At 45.6% G+C, this 18,661-nt stretch carries 24 protein-coding genes and 1 pseudogene; 14 read left to right on the top strand and 11 right to left on the bottom strand.

Annotated features, from left to right (window positions below; all coding sequences use genetic code 11):
* From ICN26_RS03135 to trmB, 5 genes are read left to right on the top strand one after another with little or no spacing between them, the layout of a single operon-like run.
* A complete protein-coding gene (locus ICN26_RS03135; protein ID WP_216266830.1) occupies window positions 1-849 on the top strand; it encodes an undecaprenyl-diphosphate phosphatase in 849 nt (282 codons plus the stop codon).
* A gap of 41 nt (window positions 850-890) precedes the next feature.
* Complete coding sequence (locus ICN26_RS03130; protein ID WP_216266828.1) at window positions 891-1,349, top strand: DUF2721 domain-containing protein; 459 nt, start codon at window positions 891-893, stop codon at window positions 1,347-1,349.
* A gap of 4 nt (window positions 1,350-1,353) precedes the next feature.
* The gene (locus ICN26_RS03125; RefSeq protein ID WP_216266826.1) at window positions 1,354-2,310 is read left to right on the top strand and encodes a UDP-glucuronic acid decarboxylase family protein; all 957 of its coding nucleotides are present in this window, start codon (window positions 1,354-1,356) and stop codon (window positions 2,308-2,310) included.
* Window positions 2,303-3,379 (top strand): glycosyl transferase family 90, encoded by a 1,077-nt coding sequence (locus tag ICN26_RS03120; RefSeq protein ID WP_216266824.1) that lies wholly within the window; start codon window positions 2,303-2,305, stop codon window positions 3,377-3,379. Before ICN26_RS03125 ends, ICN26_RS03120 begins: the two co-directional genes overlap by 8 nt.
* A 1-nt stretch (window position 3,380) precedes the next feature.
* Window positions 3,381-4,202 (top strand): tRNA (guanosine(46)-N7)-methyltransferase TrmB, encoded by an 822-nt coding sequence (trmB, locus tag ICN26_RS03115; RefSeq protein WP_255534351.1) that lies wholly within the window; start codon window positions 3,381-3,383, stop codon window positions 4,200-4,202.
* Window positions 4,203-4,275: 73 nt separating this feature from the next.
* Here the strand turns inward: trmB and ICN26_RS03110 are convergent.
* From ICN26_RS03110 to ribBA, 4 genes and pseudogenes are all read right to left on the bottom strand, one after another.
* Window positions 4,276-4,887 (bottom strand): annotated as a pseudogene (locus tag ICN26_RS03110) (aldehyde dehydrogenase family protein); the annotation flags it as partial.
* A gap of 79 nt (window positions 4,888-4,966) precedes the next feature.
* Window positions 4,967-5,479, bottom strand: a complete 513-nt coding sequence (nusB, locus tag ICN26_RS03105; RefSeq protein WP_216266822.1) for a transcription antitermination factor NusB — start codon at window positions 5,477-5,479, stop codon at window positions 4,967-4,969.
* A gap of 8 nt (window positions 5,480-5,487) precedes the next feature.
* A complete protein-coding gene (gene ribH, locus ICN26_RS03100; RefSeq protein WP_216266820.1) occupies window positions 5,488-6,006 on the bottom strand; it encodes a 6,7-dimethyl-8-ribityllumazine synthase in 519 nt (172 codons plus the stop codon).
* Between the two features lie 11 nt (window positions 6,007-6,017).
* Window positions 6,018-7,160, bottom strand: coding sequence for a bifunctional 3,4-dihydroxy-2-butanone-4-phosphate synthase/GTP cyclohydrolase II (ribBA, locus tag ICN26_RS03095; protein WP_216266818.1), 1,143 nt, complete (start codon window positions 7,158-7,160; stop codon window positions 6,018-6,020).
* A gap of 155 nt (window positions 7,161-7,315) precedes the next feature.
* Here ribBA and ICN26_RS03090 point away from each other — a divergent pair, with 155 nt between their 5' ends.
* From ICN26_RS03090 to ICN26_RS03065, 6 genes are all read left to right on the top strand, one after another.
* A complete protein-coding gene (locus ICN26_RS03090) occupies window positions 7,316-7,639 on the top strand; it encodes a hypothetical protein (RefSeq protein WP_216266816.1) in 324 nt (107 codons plus the stop codon).
* Window positions 7,569-8,195 (top strand): hypothetical protein, encoded by a 627-nt coding sequence (locus ICN26_RS03085; RefSeq protein WP_216266814.1) that lies wholly within the window; start codon window positions 7,569-7,571, stop codon window positions 8,193-8,195. The genes ICN26_RS03090 and ICN26_RS03085 overlap by 71 nt, the downstream gene beginning before the upstream one ends.
* Before the next feature lie 18 nt (window positions 8,196-8,213).
* Complete coding sequence (locus tag ICN26_RS03080) at window positions 8,214-8,543, top strand: hypothetical protein (protein ID WP_216266812.1); 330 nt, start codon at window positions 8,214-8,216, stop codon at window positions 8,541-8,543.
* Window positions 8,536-9,084, top strand: a complete 549-nt coding sequence (locus ICN26_RS03075; protein WP_255534350.1) for a GspH/FimT family pseudopilin — start codon at window positions 8,536-8,538, stop codon at window positions 9,082-9,084. Before ICN26_RS03080 ends, ICN26_RS03075 begins: the two co-directional genes overlap by 8 nt.
* 47 nt (window positions 9,085-9,131) lie before the next feature.
* Window positions 9,132-10,247, top strand: a complete 1,116-nt coding sequence (gene ribD, locus ICN26_RS03070; protein WP_216266810.1) for a bifunctional diaminohydroxyphosphoribosylaminopyrimidine deaminase/5-amino-6-(5-phosphoribosylamino)uracil reductase RibD — start codon at window positions 9,132-9,134, stop codon at window positions 10,245-10,247.
* A 64-nt stretch (window positions 10,248-10,311) separates the two neighbouring features.
* Window positions 10,312-10,929, top strand: coding sequence for a riboflavin synthase (locus ICN26_RS03065; protein ID WP_216266808.1), 618 nt, complete (start codon window positions 10,312-10,314; stop codon window positions 10,927-10,929).
* Window positions 10,930-10,949: 20 nt separating this feature from the next.
* Here the strand turns inward: ICN26_RS03065 and queC are convergent, their stop codons facing one another.
* Genes queC through pal form a run of 3 tightly spaced genes read right to left on the bottom strand, consistent with a single transcriptional unit; the run spans window position 10,950 to window position 12,951 of the window.
* Window positions 10,950-11,690 carry a 7-cyano-7-deazaguanine synthase QueC gene (gene queC / locus ICN26_RS03060; protein ID WP_216266806.1) on the bottom strand — a complete coding sequence of 247 codons (741 nt, stop codon included), beginning with the start codon at window positions 11,688-11,690 and terminating at the stop codon, window positions 10,950-10,952.
* A gap of 29 nt (window positions 11,691-11,719) precedes the next feature.
* Complete coding sequence (gene ybgF / locus ICN26_RS03055) at window positions 11,720-12,451, bottom strand: tol-pal system protein YbgF (RefSeq protein WP_216266803.1); 732 nt, start codon at window positions 12,449-12,451, stop codon at window positions 11,720-11,722.
* A complete protein-coding gene (gene pal, locus ICN26_RS03050; protein WP_216266801.1) occupies window positions 12,451-12,951 on the bottom strand; it encodes a peptidoglycan-associated lipoprotein Pal in 501 nt (166 codons plus the stop codon). Before pal ends, ybgF begins: the two co-directional genes overlap by 1 nt.
* Before the next feature lie 174 nt (window positions 12,952-13,125).
* Here pal and ICN26_RS03045 point away from each other — a divergent pair, with 174 nt between their 5' ends.
* Together ICN26_RS03045 and ICN26_RS03040 are read left to right on the top strand one after the other, a co-directional pair.
* Entirely contained in the window at window positions 13,126-13,626 is a 501-nt protein-coding gene (locus ICN26_RS03045; RefSeq protein ID WP_216266799.1) for an Xre family toxin-antitoxin system antitoxin, read from the top strand.
* Complete coding sequence (locus ICN26_RS03040) at window positions 13,623-14,111, top strand: RES family NAD+ phosphorylase (RefSeq protein WP_216266797.1); 489 nt, start codon at window positions 13,623-13,625, stop codon at window positions 14,109-14,111. The genes ICN26_RS03045 and ICN26_RS03040 overlap by 4 nt, the downstream gene beginning before the upstream one ends.
* Here ICN26_RS03040 and tolB read toward each other — a convergent pair.
* From tolB to tolQ, 4 genes are read right to left on the bottom strand one after another with little or no spacing between them, the layout of a single operon-like run.
* Complete coding sequence (tolB, locus tag ICN26_RS03035) at window positions 14,108-15,415, bottom strand: Tol-Pal system beta propeller repeat protein TolB (RefSeq protein WP_439650714.1); 1,308 nt, start codon at window positions 15,413-15,415, stop codon at window positions 14,108-14,110. The two genes, ICN26_RS03040 and tolB, sit on opposite strands and share 4 nt — an antisense overlap.
* 3 nt (window positions 15,416-15,418) lie before the next feature.
* Complete coding sequence (gene tolA, locus ICN26_RS03030) at window positions 15,419-16,234, bottom strand: cell envelope integrity protein TolA (protein WP_216266796.1); 816 nt, start codon at window positions 16,232-16,234, stop codon at window positions 15,419-15,421.
* Window positions 16,235-16,253: 19 nt separating this feature from the next.
* A complete protein-coding gene (locus tag ICN26_RS03025; RefSeq protein ID WP_216266794.1) occupies window positions 16,254-16,673 on the bottom strand; it encodes an ExbD/TolR family protein in 420 nt (139 codons plus the stop codon).
* A gap of 2 nt (window positions 16,674-16,675) precedes the next feature.
* Window positions 16,676-17,332, bottom strand: coding sequence for a protein TolQ (gene tolQ, locus ICN26_RS03020; protein WP_216266792.1), 657 nt, complete (start codon window positions 17,330-17,332; stop codon window positions 16,676-16,678).
* Window positions 17,333-17,408: 76 nt separating this feature from the next.
* On the opposite strand from tolQ, the gene glyA reads away from it, so the two are divergent.
* Window positions 17,409-18,653, top strand: a complete 1,245-nt coding sequence (gene glyA, locus ICN26_RS03015; protein WP_216266790.1) for a serine hydroxymethyltransferase — start codon at window positions 17,409-17,411, stop codon at window positions 18,651-18,653.
* The last annotated feature ends 8 nt before the right edge of the window (window positions 18,654-18,661 follow it).

Raw genomic sequence — 18,661 nt, 5'->3', positions numbered from 1 at the left:
ATGGATCTAATTTTGCTAGCTAAAGCGGTAGTACTAGGAGTGGTTGAGGGCTTAACGGAGTTTTTGCCAATCTCTAGTACCGGCCACCTGATTTTGGTTGGTGACTTACTCAACTTCAATGATGAGCGCGGGAAGGCCTTCGAGGTCATTATTCAGTTTGGTGCGATCTTGGCCGTCTGCTGGGAGTTTCGTGAAAAACTTTGGAAGGTGGCATCTACCGCCCGAACGAGTGCCACTTCTCGACGCTTTATCCTCAATCTATTAATCGCCTCAATTCCGGCAATGGGCCTGGCCTTCATTTTTGGTAAGCATATTAAAGTCGTACTATTCGCCCCCATTCCAGTAGCTAGCGCTTTTATTGTTGGTGCCTTGATTATTTTTTGGGCTGAACGTCGGCAAGCTAAATTAGTTCACTCAGGCAAATCCTATATTCAGTCTGTTGATGACCTCACCCCATTGGATGCTTTAAAAGTAGGATTAGCGCAATGCGCCGCTTTAATTCCAGGAACATCTCGTTCAGGTGCGACCATCATTGGCGGTATGTTGTTTGGCCTGCCTCGTGCAGTAGCTACGGAGTTTTCTTTCTTCCTAGCCATTCCGGTAATCGGTGGGGCAACCGTATATGAACTGCTCAAGCTTTGGAAGAATCCAGTCCCCCTCTCGGGTGATTTTGTTTGGGCCATTGTGATTGGCTTTATCGCCGCTTTTATTTCTGCATTCATTTGCGTGCGCTGGTTAATTCATTATGTTGCAGGACATAACTTCATTCCTTTTGCCTGGTATCGCATTGTCTTTGGTGTGCTGGTGTTGTTGAGTGCATGTAGTGGTTTGGTTGCCTGGTCTCATTGAGATAACTCTTACAAACATAAAATAGATCGACTGGAATTTTCATGGATGTCTCAATAGACGCAATCACGAATAATATTCAACTGGCCTTAGCCCCAGTATTTTTATTGACGGCAGTAGCTACCTTAATTAATGCCATTTCTGCTCGCTTAGCGCGTTCAGTGGATCGTATGCGTGCTATTCAGCATCGTATTCAGGAGGGCGGCATTCAAGATCAAGTAATCTTGAATCATATGATGAAAGAGGCCAATGAGGCAAAGGTAAGGGGGCGTCTTTGTACGGCTGCAATTTTCTTTGATGTACTGAGTGGCGTCTTTATTTCACTAACCGTTCTAGAGCTATTCTTCTTTCAGGCTGGTGCAGTTCGATCATTGCAGGCAACTTATGTCATTTGGACATTTGTACTTGGATTGATATCGTTTATGACTTCACTTTCTATCGTGCTGGGCGAGGTGGTTTACGCCTACCGTTCAGCAGGCTGGAATACACCCTTTCCAAAATAAAATTATGCAAAATTACAACCGAAATCAAAAAATCCTCATCACCGGCGGTGCAGGCTTCCTAGGCTCTCACCTTACCGAGAAACTCCTTAAAGAGGGTAATGAGGTGTTGGTGGTCGACAACTTCTTTACAGGAACGAAGCAGAACTTAGCCCACTTACTGAGCAATTCAAATTTAGAAGTAATGCGTCACGATGTGACTTTCCCGCTCTATGTAGAAACCAATCAGATATACAACTTAGCTTGCCCTGCTTCCCCGGTGCACTATCAGTACGATCCAGTGCAAACCACTAAAACAAGCGTGCACGGCGCTATTAATATGCTGGGTCTTGCCAAGCGAACTAGAGCTCGAATTTTACAGGCCTCTACTAGCGAAGTTTATGGTGATCCAGAAGTGCATCCTCAGCCTGAAGAATATTGGGGAAAAGTCAATCCAATTGGCATTCGTTCTTGCTATGACGAAGGTAAACGTTGCGCAGAAACTTTATTCTTTGATTACCACCGTCAGCATGGCTTGGATATTAAAGTTGTTCGAATCTTTAATACTTATGGTCCGCGTATGCATCCTAATGATGGTCGTGTAGTGAGCAACTTCATCGTTCAAGCGTTGCAGGGCAGAGACATCACCATTTATGGTGATGGTCAGCAAACTAGAAGCTTTTGCTATGTAGATGACTTAATTGATGCCATGGTCAAAATGATGAATTCTGCAGATGGGTTCACAGGACCAGTCAACATCGGAAATCCTGGTGAATTCACTATGCTTGAGTTAGCAGAGACAGTCCTCAGACTATCAGGTAGCAAATCAAAGATCGTTCATCAACCATTGCCATCCGATGATCCTAAGCAGCGCCAGCCTAATATTGAGCTAGCTAAAGCTGAGCTTGGCTGGGAGCCTAAGGTTAATCTGGAGGATGGTCTTAAAGAGACGATTGCTTATTTTTTAAAGACACTGAATGCTTAAATCTGCTAGAAAAAAACTTCGAAATATTACTTTTTATTTGGAATCAATTTTTCAAAGGGAGAAATTATTAAAAAATCCCAGAGCAATTAACATGGTGCGGGCATGGAAATTGGGGGATAAAGATCTGGCTCTTCAGATCATCAATTCCTTGTCACTCCCCTTAAAAATTAATCTCTCAGGTAATCAATTTGAAAGAAAAAGTAATCTCGCTATTTGGACAGCAATAAATAGTTCTGAATTAGAATTCAAAATTAATTTTGATCAAGATGAAGAAGATGTAAAGCTTGTTGCCGAAAGACTTTTTCATATATTGCCCCTCATACAAGAATTTCATCAATCGCCTCTTTTTAGGGCTGGATCAATACAGATCAATCTAGGTGATCTTGCGGAAGATGATGGCCTTGCCTTTTGCTCTAATCGAGATAATCAGATACTAATCCCTGATGATAGTTTTGTAAGAACTAGGGGGTATGCGGAAACGAGAGTTTTGTATAAGGAAGATAAAGTATCTTGGGAGCAAAAAAAACCGATTGTTTTCTGGCGTGGGGCATCAACCGGTATATCTCCAACAGGTTGTTGGAAAGATCTTCAAAGAATAAAACTTTGTGCGCTTGCCCTAAATCCAATTAACCAAAATATTTTTGATATTGGACTCAGTGGCATCGTTCAATTAAGTGAGCAAGATGCAGTCCAAATTAAAGACTTAGGTTATTTAAAGCAGTTTGTTCCAATCAAATTAGCTAATTCTTACAAGTATCTTATTGATGTCGACGGGAATACCAATGCTTGGTCTGCTCTTTTCCAAAAATTACTTTCTGGTTCAGTGGTTCTAAAGGTAGCCTCAGAAAATAATTTTCAGCAGTGGTACTACAACGAGTTGGTTCCTTGGGTAAATTTCGTCCCGGTTGAATCTGACATGTCTGATTTAGTTAATAAAGTTCACTGGTTGCTCGAGCATGATGGAGAAGCCAAGAAAATTGGAGAAAATGGAGCTAAATTAGCAAATAAATTAACCTATTCTGGAGAGTTACATAGGGCATTTATTAATATTAACCAGGCATTGGCATAAATTGACATCCCGAGACCTTACTCCACAAACAGCGCCTTATCTTGATCGTATCCGCTCTTTTGTCCTGCGTGCAGGCCGCACTACGGCTGGTCAACAACGCGCCATAGCTGAATTAGGCCCTCAGTTTTTAATTCCGTTTGAGGAATCCATTCTAGATCTGCCCAAAGCGTTTAATGGCTCTTTGCGTCCCAAGATATTGGAGATTGGTTTTGGTATGGGTGAGACTACTGCCAAAATTGCTGCCTTGCGCCCTGAGGATGATTTCTTGGCAATTGAGGTGCACCCTCCCGGAGTAGGTGCCTTGCTGAAATTGATTGGCGAAAACAATCTCACTAATTTGCGTCTGATTCGTCATGATGCGGTTGAGGTTTTGGAAAAAATGATTACATCCAATTCTTTGGATGGTATTCATATTTATTTTGCAGACCCATGGCATAAGAAGCGTCACCATAAACGTCGCTTGATTCAAGCAGAGTTCGTAAGGCTGCTGATTTCTCGTTTAAAGCCTGGGGCCTATTTGCACCTTGCTACTGATTGGCACAATTACGCTGAGCAAATGCTACTGGTCTTAAATGCGGAGTCTAATCTAGTAAATACCTCTACTGAGCAAATGCGTATTGAAACTTTTTCAGCCGCTGACATTGCTAGCGAAAGTGAACTTGCCAAAGAGTCCTTTAAAGAATTCAAGCCGACTCTTGAGCAGCTCGAGGCTAAGCATTCTGGATACGTCGAGAGACCCGCATATAGACCAACCACTAAGTTTGAAACTCGCGGTATTAAGCTGGGGCATGGTGTGTGGGACTTGGTCTACAAGAAAAAATAAAGTAGTAATGATGCTAAAAATAAAGCCGCTCACTTAAGCTAAAAGAGTGGCTTTATTTATTGCCGGTATTGATTTAAAGGCCTAGACAAACATATTTGAGCTCTAGGTATTCATCCATACCGTAGGCGCTTCCTTCGCGACCTAAGCCTGACTGTTTAATTCCACCAAATGGTCCTACCTCATTGGAGATGATTCCCGAGTTAACGCCCACAATCCCGTACTCAAGCGCTTCAGCAGCCTTCCAGATGCGACCAATATCACGACTATAAAAATAAGAAGCTAATCCAAATTGGCTATTGTTGGCCAAACTGATTGCCTCCTCATCACTTTCAAATGTCATGATTGGAGCAACTGGTCCAAAGGTTTCTTCATAGGTAATGAGCATGTCATTGGTCACATTAGACAAAATGGTGGGCTCATAAAAAGTGCCGCCTAAAGGAGAGGACTTGCCACCGGCAATGAGTTTTGCGCCCTTACTAATGGCATCAGCTACATGCCTCTCCACCTTCTCCAGAGCGGCCTGTTCAATCAATGGTCCTTGGGTATTGCCGGCTTCCATGCCATTACCTACCTTAATCACTTGAATCGCTTTAGCAAATTTTTCGACAAACTCATCCTGTACATTTTTATGCACATAGAAGCGATTTGCACAAACGCAGGTTTGACCAGAGTTGCGATATTTAGAGGTCCCAAAGCTATGGACAAAATAAACCCCCTGGACCTTTTTGAGGCGCAGGGGGTGAGATCCAAATTGAGTCTGGCGCTTAAGTTGCGTTGACCTCAGTGCTGCGTAACTGCTGGGCCAGGAGATCCAGTACACCATTAACGTACTTATGGCCATCAGTGCCGCCAAATGTTTTGGCTAATTCCACGGCTTCATTAATAGCCACTTTATAGGGAACTGCCAAATCAATAGCCAGCTCATAGGTACCGATTAGTAGGGCAGCGTGCTCCACAGGAGACAGCTCGTTAATAGGGCGATCGAGCGCTGGGGTAATGAGACCCTCTAGCTCATCTGTGCGCTCTAATACGCCAGCAAAAATACCCTGAAACAAATCATGCTGGCAACGGCGAAAGCCAGGATCTTCGGCTAACTGCTTGGCGATTGCCGCAGCATTAGGAAGACTGCCTGCGCGGCGCATAACTAGGCTTTGATAAACGCCTTGTAAAGCATATTCACGAGCACGACGACGGGGTGTGAGTGAGCGCTTAGGTGCGCTTGGTGTGCCGCTGGGGGCACCAGGTGCTGCCTGTGGGCTGGGAACGTTTTTATTCATCTTAGGAATTACGCTGCTGAAGGATTGATTTCAAAATCAATATCGGGAGTGAGGGCTAGGGCCAGGTTGGCCATTTCAACAACTGCTCTTGCACAATCTGCGCCCTTTACTTGAACACGTACCTGAGCTTGCTCATCCGTCTCGCAGGTGAGAACCCCGTTAGCGATTGGTAACCCAGACTCAAGGCAAACGCGGGTAATGCCTGCACCAGACTCATTCGATACAAGTTCAAAGTGATAAGTCTCACCACGGATGATGGCGCCTAGGGCAACCAAGCCATCAAACTCACCAGTCTCAGCAAGTTTTTGCAGTGCGAACGGAATCTCTAGGGCGCCCGGAACGGTGACTAATTTGATATCCGATTGCGACACACCGAGGTTGATCAATTCTTCGATACAAGCGGTAGTTAGGGCAGTGCAATGTTCTTCGTTGAAGCGCGCTTGCACAATACCGACACGCAGGTCTTGCCCATTAAGGTCAGTAGCGAGTACGCCTACAGCAGATTCGTCATTGGGTGTTTTTATCATATTTCCTAGCATTACTTATTTTTTGATTCGAATGGGGTGTAGCCGGTGACTTCAAGCTTGTATCCGGAAAGGCTAGGTACTGGACTAGGATTGGCGAGTAAACGCATTTTGCCAACACCAAGGTCCTTCAGGATTTGTGCACCAATACCGTAAGTACGGAAATCTGTTTTGCGTGCTGGTGGAGTCCCGACACTTGCTGAGTGCGTGCCATTAAGTTTATGGAACTGCACCAGCCAATCGGCGTCTCCGGGAGCTGCAATGCCAGATGCATTGAGTAAAACGGCAACACCAGTCGGTGATGAGGCTAGTTTTTGAAGTGCTTGCGCCAGTGGCCAAGAATGGGTGCTTACATTCGCATCTAAGAAATCCAATGCCGTAAGAGGTTCATGTACACGTACTAAAGTTTCTACATTCTCTGAAGGCTTGCCATGAACTAAAGCTAAGTGAATGCATGAGCTTGGCTTATCGCGATAGACGATGCCTTGAAACTTACCCCAGGGAGTGTCGAACTCGCGCTCGCCTTCGCGCACCACAATACTCTCATGCTGGCTTCGGTATTGAATCAGGTCAGCAATACTACCGATTTTTAACTGATGTTCTTTGGCAAATTCGAGTAAATCTGGCAAACGTGCCATGCTGCCATCATCTTTCATGATTTCGCAAATCACTGCAGTAGGTGAACAGCCTGCCATGGCGGCTAAATCACAACCTGCTTCTGTGTGGCCAGAACGAATCAATACGCCACCGGGTTGTGCCATCAAAGGAAAAATGTGGCCCGGCTGAACTAGATCATTTGGCTTTGCGTTTGCTGCAACTGCTGTCTTGATGGTGTGAGCGCGATCTGCTGCTGAGATGCCAGTAGTAACACCACTAGCTGCTTCAATCGAAACAGTGAAGTTAGTGCCCATCGAGGTGCCATTGTCCCTGACCATTAAAGGTAGGTTAATTTGTTGGCAACGTTCGCGTGTCAAAGTGAGGCAAATGAGTCCACGACCATGTTTGGCCATGAAATTGACAGCCTCTGGAGTGACATGATCGGCGGCAAGTACTAAATCGCCTTCATTCTCGCGATCTTCTTCATCGACCAGAATGACCATCTTGCCGGCTTTAAGCTCGGCAACGATTTCTTCTGTGGAGGCGAGGTTATTTTGCATAGCCCTCTATTTTAAGCTGAGGAGGGGGTTTGGGGCTTTAGCTTGTAATCCTGAGGCAGATATTGAAGCAATATCCAGTCTTTCTGACAGTGAGCGCCCATGAAAGACCTATTTTTGCCTCTCTAGGCTCGAGAAAATAGCCTATGCACTCTCGAATGCAAAAATCCTCACTGGCTCAATCAAATGCCAAGCCCAATGGGTTCATCTTGTTGGAGGTTCTGGTCGCAATGAGCCTGGTAGCAAGCAGTTGGATGGGTTTGAGCAATATCTTCCAGGGGATGATTTTGCGCTTGGGTCAACTCCAGGAGAAGCGAGTAGAGCTAAGAAAAGAGATGGATAAACATGAGTTCGCCATATTGGCTACGGCACAAGTAAATAAGCTAAACCCAACCTCACGAAAGTTAGCGGATGAATCTATTGGAGTGTCTCGTCGGTCTCGCCCTCTCCCTAGTCTTGGTCGCACCACTCATCAAAAATAGCGGTGAGTTTATCGCTAAGCAAATTCAATATGAAAAATCACAGTCTCTTACTGCAGAAGCAGATCGTGCTTTGGAATTGATCGGGCGCGCTATACGGATGGCGGGTTATCAAAATGCCAATTCAGCAATTTCATCCACAAGAAAAAATACTGCTTCGATTGATTACCTTCAGGTTCAGAAAAGCAATGGATATCGAGGATCCGATTCGCTGATGGTGAAACAGGAGATTTCACCAGGGGTGGACTTTGATTGCATAGGCAACACTTTGTCAAAAGAACGCACTAAAAATAATTTAGCACAGCAAGGATTTTTAGTAGATCGGCAAGCATCTGCACCTAAAGGCGTGAAGGTAAACGGTGGCTCATTAATCTGTCAATCACTTGATCGCCAAGGACGAATCATCAACACAACCTTAATGAGTGGTATTCACCATCTCTCCCTTGAAGCGCTTCCAGCCAGTGCTGGCAGGGCTTATATGGTCAAGATGGAGGTGACTGATGGCGTATCCATCCACCAGAAGCTTGAGCGAACATTTACCACTCGCAATCTGTTATGAATCTGCTGTGAGTCTATTGTGATTATTGCTTGGGTCTTATCGCTGCTGACACTACTCTCTATGTTAGTCATTCAGTTAGAGCGCTTAGCTGCACTTGAAGTTATGAGTATCAATACTTATGCTGAGTCTCAAAAAGAATTTATTGCTGCAGAACAATCTTTAAGTGAGTGTGAGCGACACATCTCTAATCTTGATGCCTTAGATAGCTCTACTTGTTCTATACAGTCTGCTGGAAAAAATCTTTGGTTGATATCTAGCAAATCAAAACCAAGCTTGGAGATCCTCATTTTTTTAGATGATCAAACGCGCATTGCTACTCGATTAAACTGGCGACAGAAATTTGAATAAGCAAGATCAAGGTTATAGCTTGTTAGAGTTGATGGCTGTTTTGCTCATCATCGCCATTATTGCGATATCAACCTTACCCTTTTTGCACGAGCAAATGGCCGCTCGAGAAATCGACATTATTGCCAGGCGTTTTATTGCGCATGCTCAATTTGCAAGAGCTCAAGCATTTCTAATTGGCGCACCTGTCCGCATTACTCCATTAAATGGGGGTCTTTGGGAGGAGGGCTGGGTAGTTAAAAGCGTTTGCAATGATCGCCAAGCAAAAGCAGATTGTTCAGAGCGACACTGGATTTCTCAAGGAGATCTTGCGCGGGTGTATTTCAAGGGCGGAGGTAAGCAGTTTATTGACCCTCATACAGCCAAGAGGGGTATTTTGTTTAATCCTGCCGGTGCTGCCAAAACAGCCCAAGGGGGGTTTGTGGCTAATCGCTTGATATTGGGCCACGACCGAGATTTTGGGCTTGAGCGACAGCTCATACTGGGCAGCGGGGGTCGCTGGCGAATTTGTGATCCTAGTAAGGACTCCAAAGCCTGCAAGTAGGGTGGCTAAATTTGCTGCCTCTGCCCACAATCGGTTTTAATAGACCCATGTACACCGAAGTTGACCACCAATTGATGGGCCAGGCATTTGCTCAGGCTCAAAACGCCCTTTACTTATCTAACCCCAACCCACGGGTCGGATGCATCATCGTGAAAGACGGGATAGTGATTGGGCGTGGACACACCCAAAGAGTGGGTGGACACCACGCGGAAGTTCAGGCCTTGGCTGATGTAAAGGCCAACGGTTTTGACGCTACTGGATCAACGATCTATGTCACCTTAGAGCCCTGCAGTCACACTGGTAGAACGCCGCCTTGCGTCGATGCCTTAATTGCAGCTAAACCAGCTCTGGTGATTGTGGCGATGTCTGATCCCAACCCTTTGGTTGGCGGCAAAGGCCTTGAGCGATTAAGGGCTGCGGGCATTGACGTGCGTTGCGGCTTATTGGAATCTGAGGCCCAAGCATTAAACTGGGGGTTTATTTCCAGAATGACTCGAGGTTTGCCTTGGGTTCGCATGAAGCTTGCTGCCAGCTTAGACGGCAAGACCGCTTTACCAAACGGCCAAAGCCAATGGATTACCGGTCCTTTGGCCAGAGCAAATGGACATCATTGGCGCGCTCAAGCTTGCGCTATTTTGACTGGTGTGGGCACCGTTAAAGAAGATGATCCAAGTCTCAATGTCAGAAATGTCAAGACTGAGCGCCAGCCTTGGAGAATCATTGTGGACTCCAAACTCGAGACACCGCTGAACGCTAAGGTGTTGAGTAACTTAGATGAATCAGGCGCCATCTTAGTTTGCGCTTCATTAGATTCTCAGGAGAGTCAAGATAAAGCAAAATCATTCGAGGCTCTCGGTGTTGAAGTGATTGCCATGGCTAACTCCAATGGCAAAGTAGATTTACCAAAACTCTTTTCGTATTTAGCAAAAGAGCGCCACATGAATGAAATCCATGTCGAGGCTGGATTTAAGTTAAACGGATCCTTGTTGAGAGAAGATTGTGTTGACGAGTTATTACTCTACTACGCACCCTTCTTTATGGGCGATGGTATTGGTATGGCTAACATCTCTCCGCTGACCGCCTTAGATCAGCGTCAAGATTGGCAAATCATTGATCAAAGCCTATTTGGCTCTGATCTTCGCTTACGTCTAAGAAAGAAATAGCAAGTAAGAAATAACAAGAAATAACTTCCTCAAAAAATTACAAAACCCCATCTAAGATCTCACTATGTTTACTGGAATTATTACGGCAGTTGGCCAAATCAAAAGCGCTCAAGCCAAAGGTGATGGCCTGCACTTGGTGGTTGAAGTACCTTCCGGGTATCTCGATGATGTTGCATTAGGTGACAGCATTGCGATTCAGGGAGCATGTATGACTGCCACTGAATTGACTGACACTACTTTTGCCTTAGACATCTCACGCGAGTCTTTGAACAAGACGATTGGTTTGGATAAAGCAGGGCCAGTGAATCTAGAAAAAGCATTACGTCTTAATGATCGCTTAGGTGGGCATTTGGTGAGTGGGCATGTGGATGGTATTGGTGAGGTAGTGCATTTTGCAACTGTTGCTGACGACGCTTATGGTTCTTGGCTGCTACAAATTGCGGCTCCCAAATCGTTGGCGCCATTCTTGGCTTACAAGGGATCGATTGTTGTTAATGGTGTTTCGCTCACTGTAAATAAAACAGAAGACAGCAAGGATGCTTGCATGGTAGATATCAACATCATTCCTCATACACTTGAAAACACGACCTTGGGCAATCTCAAGCAAGGTGATGCAGTGAATCTAGAGGTGGATTTAATTGCGCGATATGTTGCGCGCATGATGGAAACACAAGCTCAGTGAGCTAGGTCGCTTTCTCAGCTCTACTTCTTTTGGTAGCGTGTTGGATCGCTCAAGTTGGCTTGCTTAAAGCCTATCTGTCGTAGGCGGCAAGATTCACATTCTGCACAAGCTTCACCCAAATCATTTGCTTGGTAGCAAGAAACGGTTTGAGAGTAGTCGACGCTTAAAGTGGTGCCCAGTTGAATGATTTCTGCTTTGCTCATGCTGATGATGGGGGCATGAACCCGAAAGCGATTCTCATTATTGATGGCCTCTACACCAGCCTTGGTAGCTAAGTTCGCCATAGTCTCAAATGAGGCAACGTATTCTGGGCGGCAGTCGGGATAGCCTGAGTAATCAACGGCATTGGCACCATAAAAAATATCTAATCCTCCCAATGACTCAGCCCAGCCTAAAGCGAGTGATAGCAAGATCGTATTACGAGCGGGAACATAGGTAACGGGGATTTCTAGATCTTTGCCTGGGGTAATCGGGACATCGATAGATGAGTCAGTTAGGGCTGAGCCACCAAAGCGCGTGAGATCTAAATTGACTACCTCATGACGTACGACACCCATTTTCTTGGCGATATGTTTTGCGGCAGCTAGCTCAGAGGAGTGGCGTTGGCCGTAACCAACTGATAAAACATAGGGCTCGTAACCAAGATCTTTTGCCAGAGCCAGAATGGTGCTCGAATCTAAGCCGCCTGAAAACAAAATCACTGCCGGTGCATTGGGTTTGCGAGGCGCAATTTTTTCAAAAGCAGCAGATAACTTAGACATGGAACAGTATTGAAGTCTAAGTTACTGAATTATTTCGTGGCAGCAATGAGTTGCTGCGCATCTTTGGCTGCTTCAGTATCTGGGTACTTGCTGATGATCCCACCAAAGGTTTTCTTGGCAGCAGCTTTGTTGCCACTCTCCAATTGTGCATTACCCAGAGTCAACATAGCCGCTGGAATGCGGGGATGGGTTGGGTAGCGCTTAATGAGGTTTTGTAGTTGAGCAATCGCACCGGTGTAATCCTTGTTTGCATATTTGCTATTACCACTCCAAAAGAGTGCCAGCGGTACGTATGGACTCTTAGGGAAGCGATTCGCAAAGGCTGAGAAGCCCTCATCTGCCTTCTTGAGACTGCCTGCCTGGAATGCTTTTAAAGCATCATCGTAGACTTTTTTCTCGCCGGGTTGAACGGTGCCACTAATACCTTCAATAGTTTCTGTACGAGGCTCAAAATTACCTATGCGTGTATCAAGATCTTGATAGTAAGTCTTCTGACTTGTGTTGATGTCGTCACCTTGCTTTTCAAGATTTTCGATTTTACCTCGCAGTTCCGCATTGTCAGCTTTGAGTTTCTCAATCTGATTTTGCAAATCCATCTGCGCAGTAGCAAATGATTTACGTAAATCTAAGATGGCTTTGCGTGCGTCATCATCGGCAAAGAGGGCCCATGCATTACCAGAGGCGCTTAAGCAAAAAGCGGCCGCACTTAAACAAAACGCTCGTGAGAGCGTTTGTTTAAAAAGGTATGTAAGGCTAGGCATTAGTTTGTAATGTAAACAATGTCAGCACGGCGATTTTCTGCCCAAGCTGCTTCGTTATCACCTTCAGCCTTTGGTTTCTCTTTACCAAAACTTACTGCTTCCATTTGATTCTCAGAAACACCCATTAAGTTGAGTGACTTACGAACAGCATCTGAACGACGTTGACCTAAAGCCAAGTTGTACTCTGCAGTACCACGCTCATCGGTATTGCCTTGAATAATGATCTTCTGCTTTGGGTTCGCTTTTAAGAAGCTAGCATGAGCAGACAATTGTTTTTGGTATTTAGTTTGAACGGTGTACTCATTCAAATCAAAGTACACGCTACGCTGAAAGAGTGGGCTGCTTGGATCATTCCATGGCTGTGAGCCAAAGTTGCCACTACCACCACCATTGGCGCCATCAACATCATCCAATTTGACACTCGAACAAGCTGCCAAAAATAAGGCTGTTACGCTAACAAGGGTGAGGGTTGCGGCGCGGCGTGCGATAGAAATGTTCATGATCTGTCCTTTTTCCTACAAACTGAGTAACTAAATAAGCTAATAGCCAATATTATGCCCCTAAGATTGCTGTACTTGAATCAAAATTGCGCTGGATAGCATTCTAAATCCGCTGTAGATACTTTCATTATTGCTCAAATGAGTTAAAATAAAACCTCATATGAGGATTTTAATATGCCCAGCGTAATTCAAAAAAAAGCTGCGACGAGAGTACTTCGTAAATCTCCGCTGGAAATTACCCAGCAGAATTTATCTTTTGCCGCTATTTATCGAGTGGAGCCCATGGATCGCATTAAGTTGATTCGAGATGGAATTCCCGCTAGATATATCAACGTCATTTCTGACTCGATGGGAATTACAAAAGAAACCTTATTTAAGTTCTTGAATTTGCCGAAGTCGACCATTGACAAGAAGTCTGTGGCTAACCAAATGCTACCGATTGAGCAAGGTGAGCGTTTGATCGGTATGGCTAAGCTAGTGGGGCAAATAGAGTCAATCATTGCTGAGTCAGGGAACCCAGATGGTTTCGATGCTGCTAAGTGGATAGCAAGTTGGCTTGAAAAACCCTCCCCAGCATTAGGTGGTGAGAAGCCGTCAGCCTACCTAGATACAATTTCTGGTCAAGAAATGATTTCTGATCTCCTTGCCAAAATTCAAACTGGAGCATACGCATGAGTGTGCAGGAAGTTTGGAGAATTGCCCTAGATGCACCCCTATTTAAGGCAGATGATCTTAGTGGGGAAGGTGCAAAAAAATCTGGTGGTAGATGGAATAAAAAAGGGACACCTGTTTTATATACTTCGGAGTCCATTGCACTTGCTTGTCTAGAAACTCTGGTGCATATCAATGCCCAAGGGCTTCCTCTGACCCGCTATCTGGTGCGCATTGATATCCCAACGAGAGTATGGAATTTAGCCAAGAGGCTAAATCCTAAAACGGCTGGTGCTGGTTGGGATGCATTGCCAGCGGGCACTGCCAGTATTGAGAAGGGGCAGAAATGGCTGCAATCGAATGCAAGTGCTTTGTTGTTCGTGCCTTCAGTAGTTATTCCGCAGGCAAACAATGTGTTGATTAATCCCATGCATCCAGATATCAAGCTGATTAAAGCCAAGAAAATTGAACAATTTTCTTATGACCCACGTTTAGTGGGTCAGCCTTAATCCATAAAGGGTCCCCAAGATGGCTGACGAACATCAGACCCTGGAATGCTCAGTACCTGCTTAGAGTTTCCATCTACCGATACCGCAGCCAAGACCCGTTTACCTCCGACCTTCATGGAATATAGGACATAACGACCGTTAGCTGCAAATGATGGGGACTCATCGCTAGTGCCATCGGTGAGCGCTTGGGCGTCACCTGTTGCTAAGTTGAGGATATACAGGCGGAAAGCACCGCCAATGTTGGCGATATAAGCTAAATACTTGCCGTCCGGTGAAATGCGTGGTGAAGTCACAAAACCTTGCTTGAAGGTGACCCGCTTTGCACCTTCAACCTGTTCGCCCTCAGCACTCATGCGATAAATCTGGGGATTACCGCCACGGTCGCTCGTGAAGTAAATGTAGCGACCATCTGCTGAATATTGCGGTTCAGTATCAATGGTGTAGCCGCGGGTAAGGCGTTGCAAGCCTGTTCCATCAGCATTGATACTGTAGATCTGGGTATTACCGTCTTTTGAAAGGGAGATCGCTAGTTTCTTGCCGTCCGGTGACCAGGCTGGAGCACTGTTATTGCCCTTTTGGTTGGAAAGGGGGATGCGGCGACCAGTTGCAAGCTCGTGAACATAAATCACCGGCTTGCGATCTTCAAAAGAAACGTAAGCTACTTTCTTGCCATCGGGTGACCATGATGGCGAGATGATTGGTTCACCACTATTCATGGCATTACGAATATTTTGACCATCCGCATCGGAAATGACTAAGCGATAGCGTTTACCTTCTTTAATGACGTAGGAGAGGCGGGTTGAAAAAATACCGCGCTCGCCCAATAGTTTGAGGATGATGTCATCAGCAATTTTGTGAGCTGCTGCACGTAAATTGTCTGCGCTGGAATTGATATTCAAGCCTCCAAGGCTTTCAGATTTACGAATATCAAAAAGCTTATAGCGAATTTCAAATTGACCTGCGCTAGTCTGCACTACAGAACCAACTACTAAAGCATCTGCACCGCGAGCTGACCAAGATTTGTAGTTTGGTGTGCCCTCATCACTTTCGCTAGCATTACCATTCTCGGTATTCTTAAAATAGCCGCTGCGTGCTAAGTCTTGGCGAATGATGTCAGTCACACTGCTTGGCAGCTTGCCCTCATCCTTAAAATGCATCACGGCAATGGGATAGAGAGACTGCCCTACGCCAGTGATCTGAATATTCATTTGAGCTAAGGCTGAAGAGCTCATGCCGGCCATCGATAGCATCACTACCAATACTGATGCCAGCAATGAAAAATATTTTTTAGCAAATTGCAACATGCTTTAGTCCTTGGGTTTAAAGGTCAGCTTAACTTCTCTTTGAGGAATTTTGCCATTGTCGTCTTTCGGCAGACTTTCTGCGCGAGTTAGTGCGAGGAGAACTGCGCGATCCCAGCCAGCATTGCCACTTGAGCTGACTAGATCTGTACTTAAGATTACGCCATCGGGTGCCAGATTGACTTTAACGACTGCTGCAGGATTGCCACTAATCGATTCTGGATTAAATACGATGAGAGGCTTTACTTTCTTAACCACCTTATCTGTCCAGCCGGGAGGTGCATTGCCACCACCGCCAACACCGCTGCCACTAGTACCGCCGCTACCACCTTCAGCGCCAGCTGCTGCACGTAAGCGCGCCAACTGATCTGCACGCACTTTTTCAACAGCGGCATTGGCTTTAGTTTCTGCTGGCGTTGCAGCTTTTGGTGCTTCAGCCTTTTTAGGCTTCTCTTTTTCCTTCTCCTTGGGTGGAGTAGGTTTGACTGGAGTAACTGGCTTTGGTGTTTCTTTCACCTCTTTTTTAGGAGACTCTTTCTCAACTTGTTTTTTCTTGATCGCGATGTCGGCTGCCTCTTCCTTCATCTCGGTTTTGATTTCAGGAACGACAGGTGTTTCGACCTGTTGACTGGCATCCCAAAGCTCCACTTCAACTCCGGAAGGGGTTGAGTTATTCCAGCTAATGCCGATGACCAAGAAAGCAAGTAAGCCTAAGTGCGCAGCCAGTGAAAAACTAAAAGCCAGTTTAGTACTTTCGTTTTTAGTGGGGCGGCCTCGTTTAAAGTTTGATGGGCTTGAACGAAAAGTTTGCGCGCTATTCATGTAATCAGTACGAAGAGGCTTATTGACTCTTCACAGCAAGACCGACACGTTTCACACCATTTTCTTTTAGCTTGGACATGACATCCATGACTACTTCATATTTGATGGATTTGTCTGCAGCAAGAACGACAGGCTGCTCAGCAGATTTTTCTGCTTGTGATCTTGCAAATGCACCGAGTTCAAATTTGCTTAAGGTTTGAACGGGATCACCATCTTTGCGCACGATGACATTTTCATTGGCATCGATTGTTAAAAAGACTGGTGGCAATGATTGTACTTTTGCACCGCCAACTGTTGGCAGATTCACAACACCGGGATTCACCATGGGCGCGGTCACCATAAAGATGACCAGCAACACTAACATCACATCAATGTAAGGAACCACATTGATGTCGGCCATTGCCCGACGCTTAGAAGATTTTCTGAGTGAGCCAGCCATGCTTATTTGCCTGAAGTTTGACGTTGCAAGATATTGGTAAATTCTTCGATGAAGGTTTCAAAACGAATTGCCAAACGATCAACATCCGTTGCTGCGCGGTTATAGGCAACCACCGCAGGAATAGCAGCAAAAAGACCGATTGCAGTAGCTACAAGGGCTTCAGCAATACCGGGGGCGACTGCCGCCAGAGTGGCATTTTGTACGTTAGCCAGACCGCGGAAGGCATGCATGATGCCCCAAACAGTGCCAAAGAGGCCGATATAAGGGGAAACTGAGCCTACGGAGGCTAAGAAGGGTAGATTGGCTTCCAGCATGTCCATTTCGCGCTGATAGGTGGCTTTCATAGCGCGGCGGGCAGCATCGATTTCACGAACTTTCATGAATTCTTGCATACCTGCTTCAAAGATATGCTCTAAAACGGCATCACTACGGGTATTACGCTGGGCTGCCTCTAGGAGGGTATTGAGGTCGCCGCCGGACCAAAAATCCCGCTCAAAACGCTCTGTATCTTGTCTTACGCCCCGCAAAATGGCAGTTTTCTTAAAAATGATGGTCCAAGAGGCTACAGACATGCTTAGTAATAACAACATTACTAACTGTACTAATAGGCTGGCATTCAGGACTAGGGAAAGGAATGAGAGGTCTTGTGTGGTGGTCATGGTGGATTTTGTATTATGTAGGTTGATTTTACTAAGTTAATTCACTCAGCAATACAACTTCATCAGGATTATGACCATGTTTGACCGCCAAAATACTTTAGCCAAAACTGACCCCGAATTATGGGCATCGATTCAGAATGAAAATAAGCGTCAGGAAGACCATATTGAACTGATTGCCTCTGAGAACTATGCCTCTCCAGCAGTGATGCAGGCACAAGGCTCTCAGTTGACTAATAAGTACGCTGAAGGCTACCCAGGCAAGCGGTATTACGGCGGTTGTGAATTTGTTGACGTAGCTGAGCAGTTGGCTATTGATCGAGTGAAGGCTTTGTATGGTGCTGAAGCGGCGAACGTTCAGCCCCATTGCGGCGCATCTGCAAACCAAGCGGTATTTTTAGCTTTCTTAAAGCCTGGCGATACCTTTATGGGAATGAGTCTGGCTGAAGGCGGTCACTTGACCCACGGTATGGCTTTGAATATGAGTGGTAAGTGGTTTAACCCCATTTCTTATGGCCTCGATAAAAACGAAGCGATCGATTACGAACAAATGGAGCGCTTAGCTCGTGAGCATAAGCCTAAGTTAATTATTGCTGGCGCATCTGCCTACTCTCTCGTGATTGATTGGGAGCGTATTGGTAAGTTGGCTAAAGAAGTCGGCGCCATTTTTATGGTCGACATGGCGCATTACTCCGGTTTGATTGCTGCTGGCGTGTATCCAAACCCAGTGCCACATGCTGACATTGTGACTTCCACAACGCACAAGAGCCTGCGTGGTCCTCGCGGCGGCATCATCTTGATGAAAGCTGAGCACGAGAAAGCCATTAACTCTGCGGTATTCCCAGGCTTGCAAGGCGGTCCTTTGATGCATGTGATTGCTGCTAAGGCGACTGCATTTAAAGAGGCGCAAGAGCCCAGCTTTATCGAGTATCAAAAACAAGTGATTGCTAACGCAAAAGCCTTGGCTGAGACTTTGATCTCACGTGGTCTGCGGATTGTTTCTGGTGGTACAGATTCTCATGTGATGTTGGTAGATTTACGCGCCAAGAAAATGACTGGTAAAGAAGCGGAGCGCGTATTGGGTGAAGCACACATCACTTGCAACAAGAACGGCATTCCAAACGATCCAGAAAAACCAATGGTGACGAGTGGTATTCGTTTGGGTTCACCAGCAATGACAACACGTGGCTTCAAGGAAGTGGAAGCACGTCAAGTGGGTAATTTCATTGCCGATGTTTTAGATAATCCAAATGATGCTGACAATATCGCTAAGGTGCGTGCTCAAGTTGCAGAGCTTACTAAGCGCTTCCCGGTTTACGGTTAAGCGAGCAT

It is taken from the genome of Polynucleobacter hallstattensis (genome assembly GCF_018881835.1).
Taxonomy (GTDB): domain Bacteria; phylum Pseudomonadota; class Gammaproteobacteria; order Burkholderiales; family Burkholderiaceae; genus Polynucleobacter; species Polynucleobacter hallstattensis.
Note: the sequence above shows the minus strand (reverse complement) of the source record. Positions and strands in the feature narration are given on the sequence as shown.

Bases quoted from the DNA above. Each gene is read 5' to 3' on its own strand.
- tolB (WP_439650714.1), bottom strand. From the start codon at position 15,415: ATGTTGCAATTTGCTAAAAAATATTTTTCATTGCTGGCATCAGTATTG.
- ybgF (WP_216266803.1), bottom strand. From the start codon at position 12,451: ATGCCTAGCCTTACATACCTTTTTAAACAAACGCTCTCACGAGCGTTT.
- ICN26_RS03040 (WP_216266797.1), top strand. From the start codon at position 13,623: ATGAGTGTGCAGGAAGTTTGGAGAATTGCCCTAGATGCACCCCTATTT.
- ICN26_RS03125 (WP_216266826.1), top strand. From the start codon at position 1,354: ATGCAAAATTACAACCGAAATCAAAAAATCCTCATCACCGGCGGTGCA.
- ICN26_RS03065 (WP_216266808.1), top strand. From the start codon at position 10,312: ATGTTTACTGGAATTATTACGGCAGTTGGCCAAATCAAAAGCGCTCAA.
- ICN26_RS03130 (WP_216266828.1), top strand. From the start codon at position 891: ATGGATGTCTCAATAGACGCAATCACGAATAATATTCAACTGGCCTTA.
- tolA (WP_216266796.1), bottom strand. From the start codon at position 16,234: ATGAATAGCGCGCAAACTTTTCGTTCAAGCCCATCAAACTTTAAACGA.
- ribBA (WP_216266818.1), bottom strand. From the start codon at position 7,160: ATGCAAAATAACCTCGCCTCCACAGAAGAAATCGTTGCCGAGCTTAAA.
- tolQ (WP_216266792.1), bottom strand. From the start codon at position 17,332: ATGACCACCACACAAGACCTCTCATTCCTTTCCCTAGTCCTGAATGCC.
- ICN26_RS03025 (WP_216266794.1), bottom strand. From the start codon at position 16,673: ATGGCTGGCTCACTCAGAAAATCTTCTAAGCGTCGGGCAATGGCCGAC.
- queC (WP_216266806.1), bottom strand. From the start codon at position 11,690: ATGTCTAAGTTATCTGCTGCTTTTGAAAAAATTGCGCCTCGCAAACCC.
- ICN26_RS03120 (WP_216266824.1), top strand. From the start codon at position 2,303: ATGCTTAAATCTGCTAGAAAAAAACTTCGAAATATTACTTTTTATTTG.
- ribD (WP_216266810.1), top strand. From the start codon at position 9,132: ATGTACACCGAAGTTGACCACCAATTGATGGGCCAGGCATTTGCTCAG.
- glyA (WP_216266790.1), top strand. From the start codon at position 17,409: ATGTTTGACCGCCAAAATACTTTAGCCAAAACTGACCCCGAATTATGG.
- ribH (WP_216266820.1), bottom strand. From the start codon at position 6,006: ATGATAAAAACACCCAATGACGAATCTGCTGTAGGCGTACTCGCTACT.
- ICN26_RS03090 (WP_216266816.1), top strand. From the start codon at position 7,316: ATGCAAAAATCCTCACTGGCTCAATCAAATGCCAAGCCCAATGGGTTC.
- ICN26_RS03135 (WP_216266830.1), top strand. From the start codon at position 1: ATGGATCTAATTTTGCTAGCTAAAGCGGTAGTACTAGGAGTGGTTGAG.
- ICN26_RS03045 (WP_216266799.1), top strand. From the start codon at position 13,126: ATGCCCAGCGTAATTCAAAAAAAAGCTGCGACGAGAGTACTTCGTAAA.
- nusB (WP_216266822.1), bottom strand. From the start codon at position 5,479: ATGAATAAAAACGTTCCCAGCCCACAGGCAGCACCTGGTGCCCCCAGC.
- pal (WP_216266801.1), bottom strand. From the start codon at position 12,951: ATGAACATTTCTATCGCACGCCGCGCCGCAACCCTCACCCTTGTTAGC.
- ICN26_RS03085 (WP_216266814.1), top strand. From the start codon at position 7,569: ATGAATCTATTGGAGTGTCTCGTCGGTCTCGCCCTCTCCCTAGTCTTG.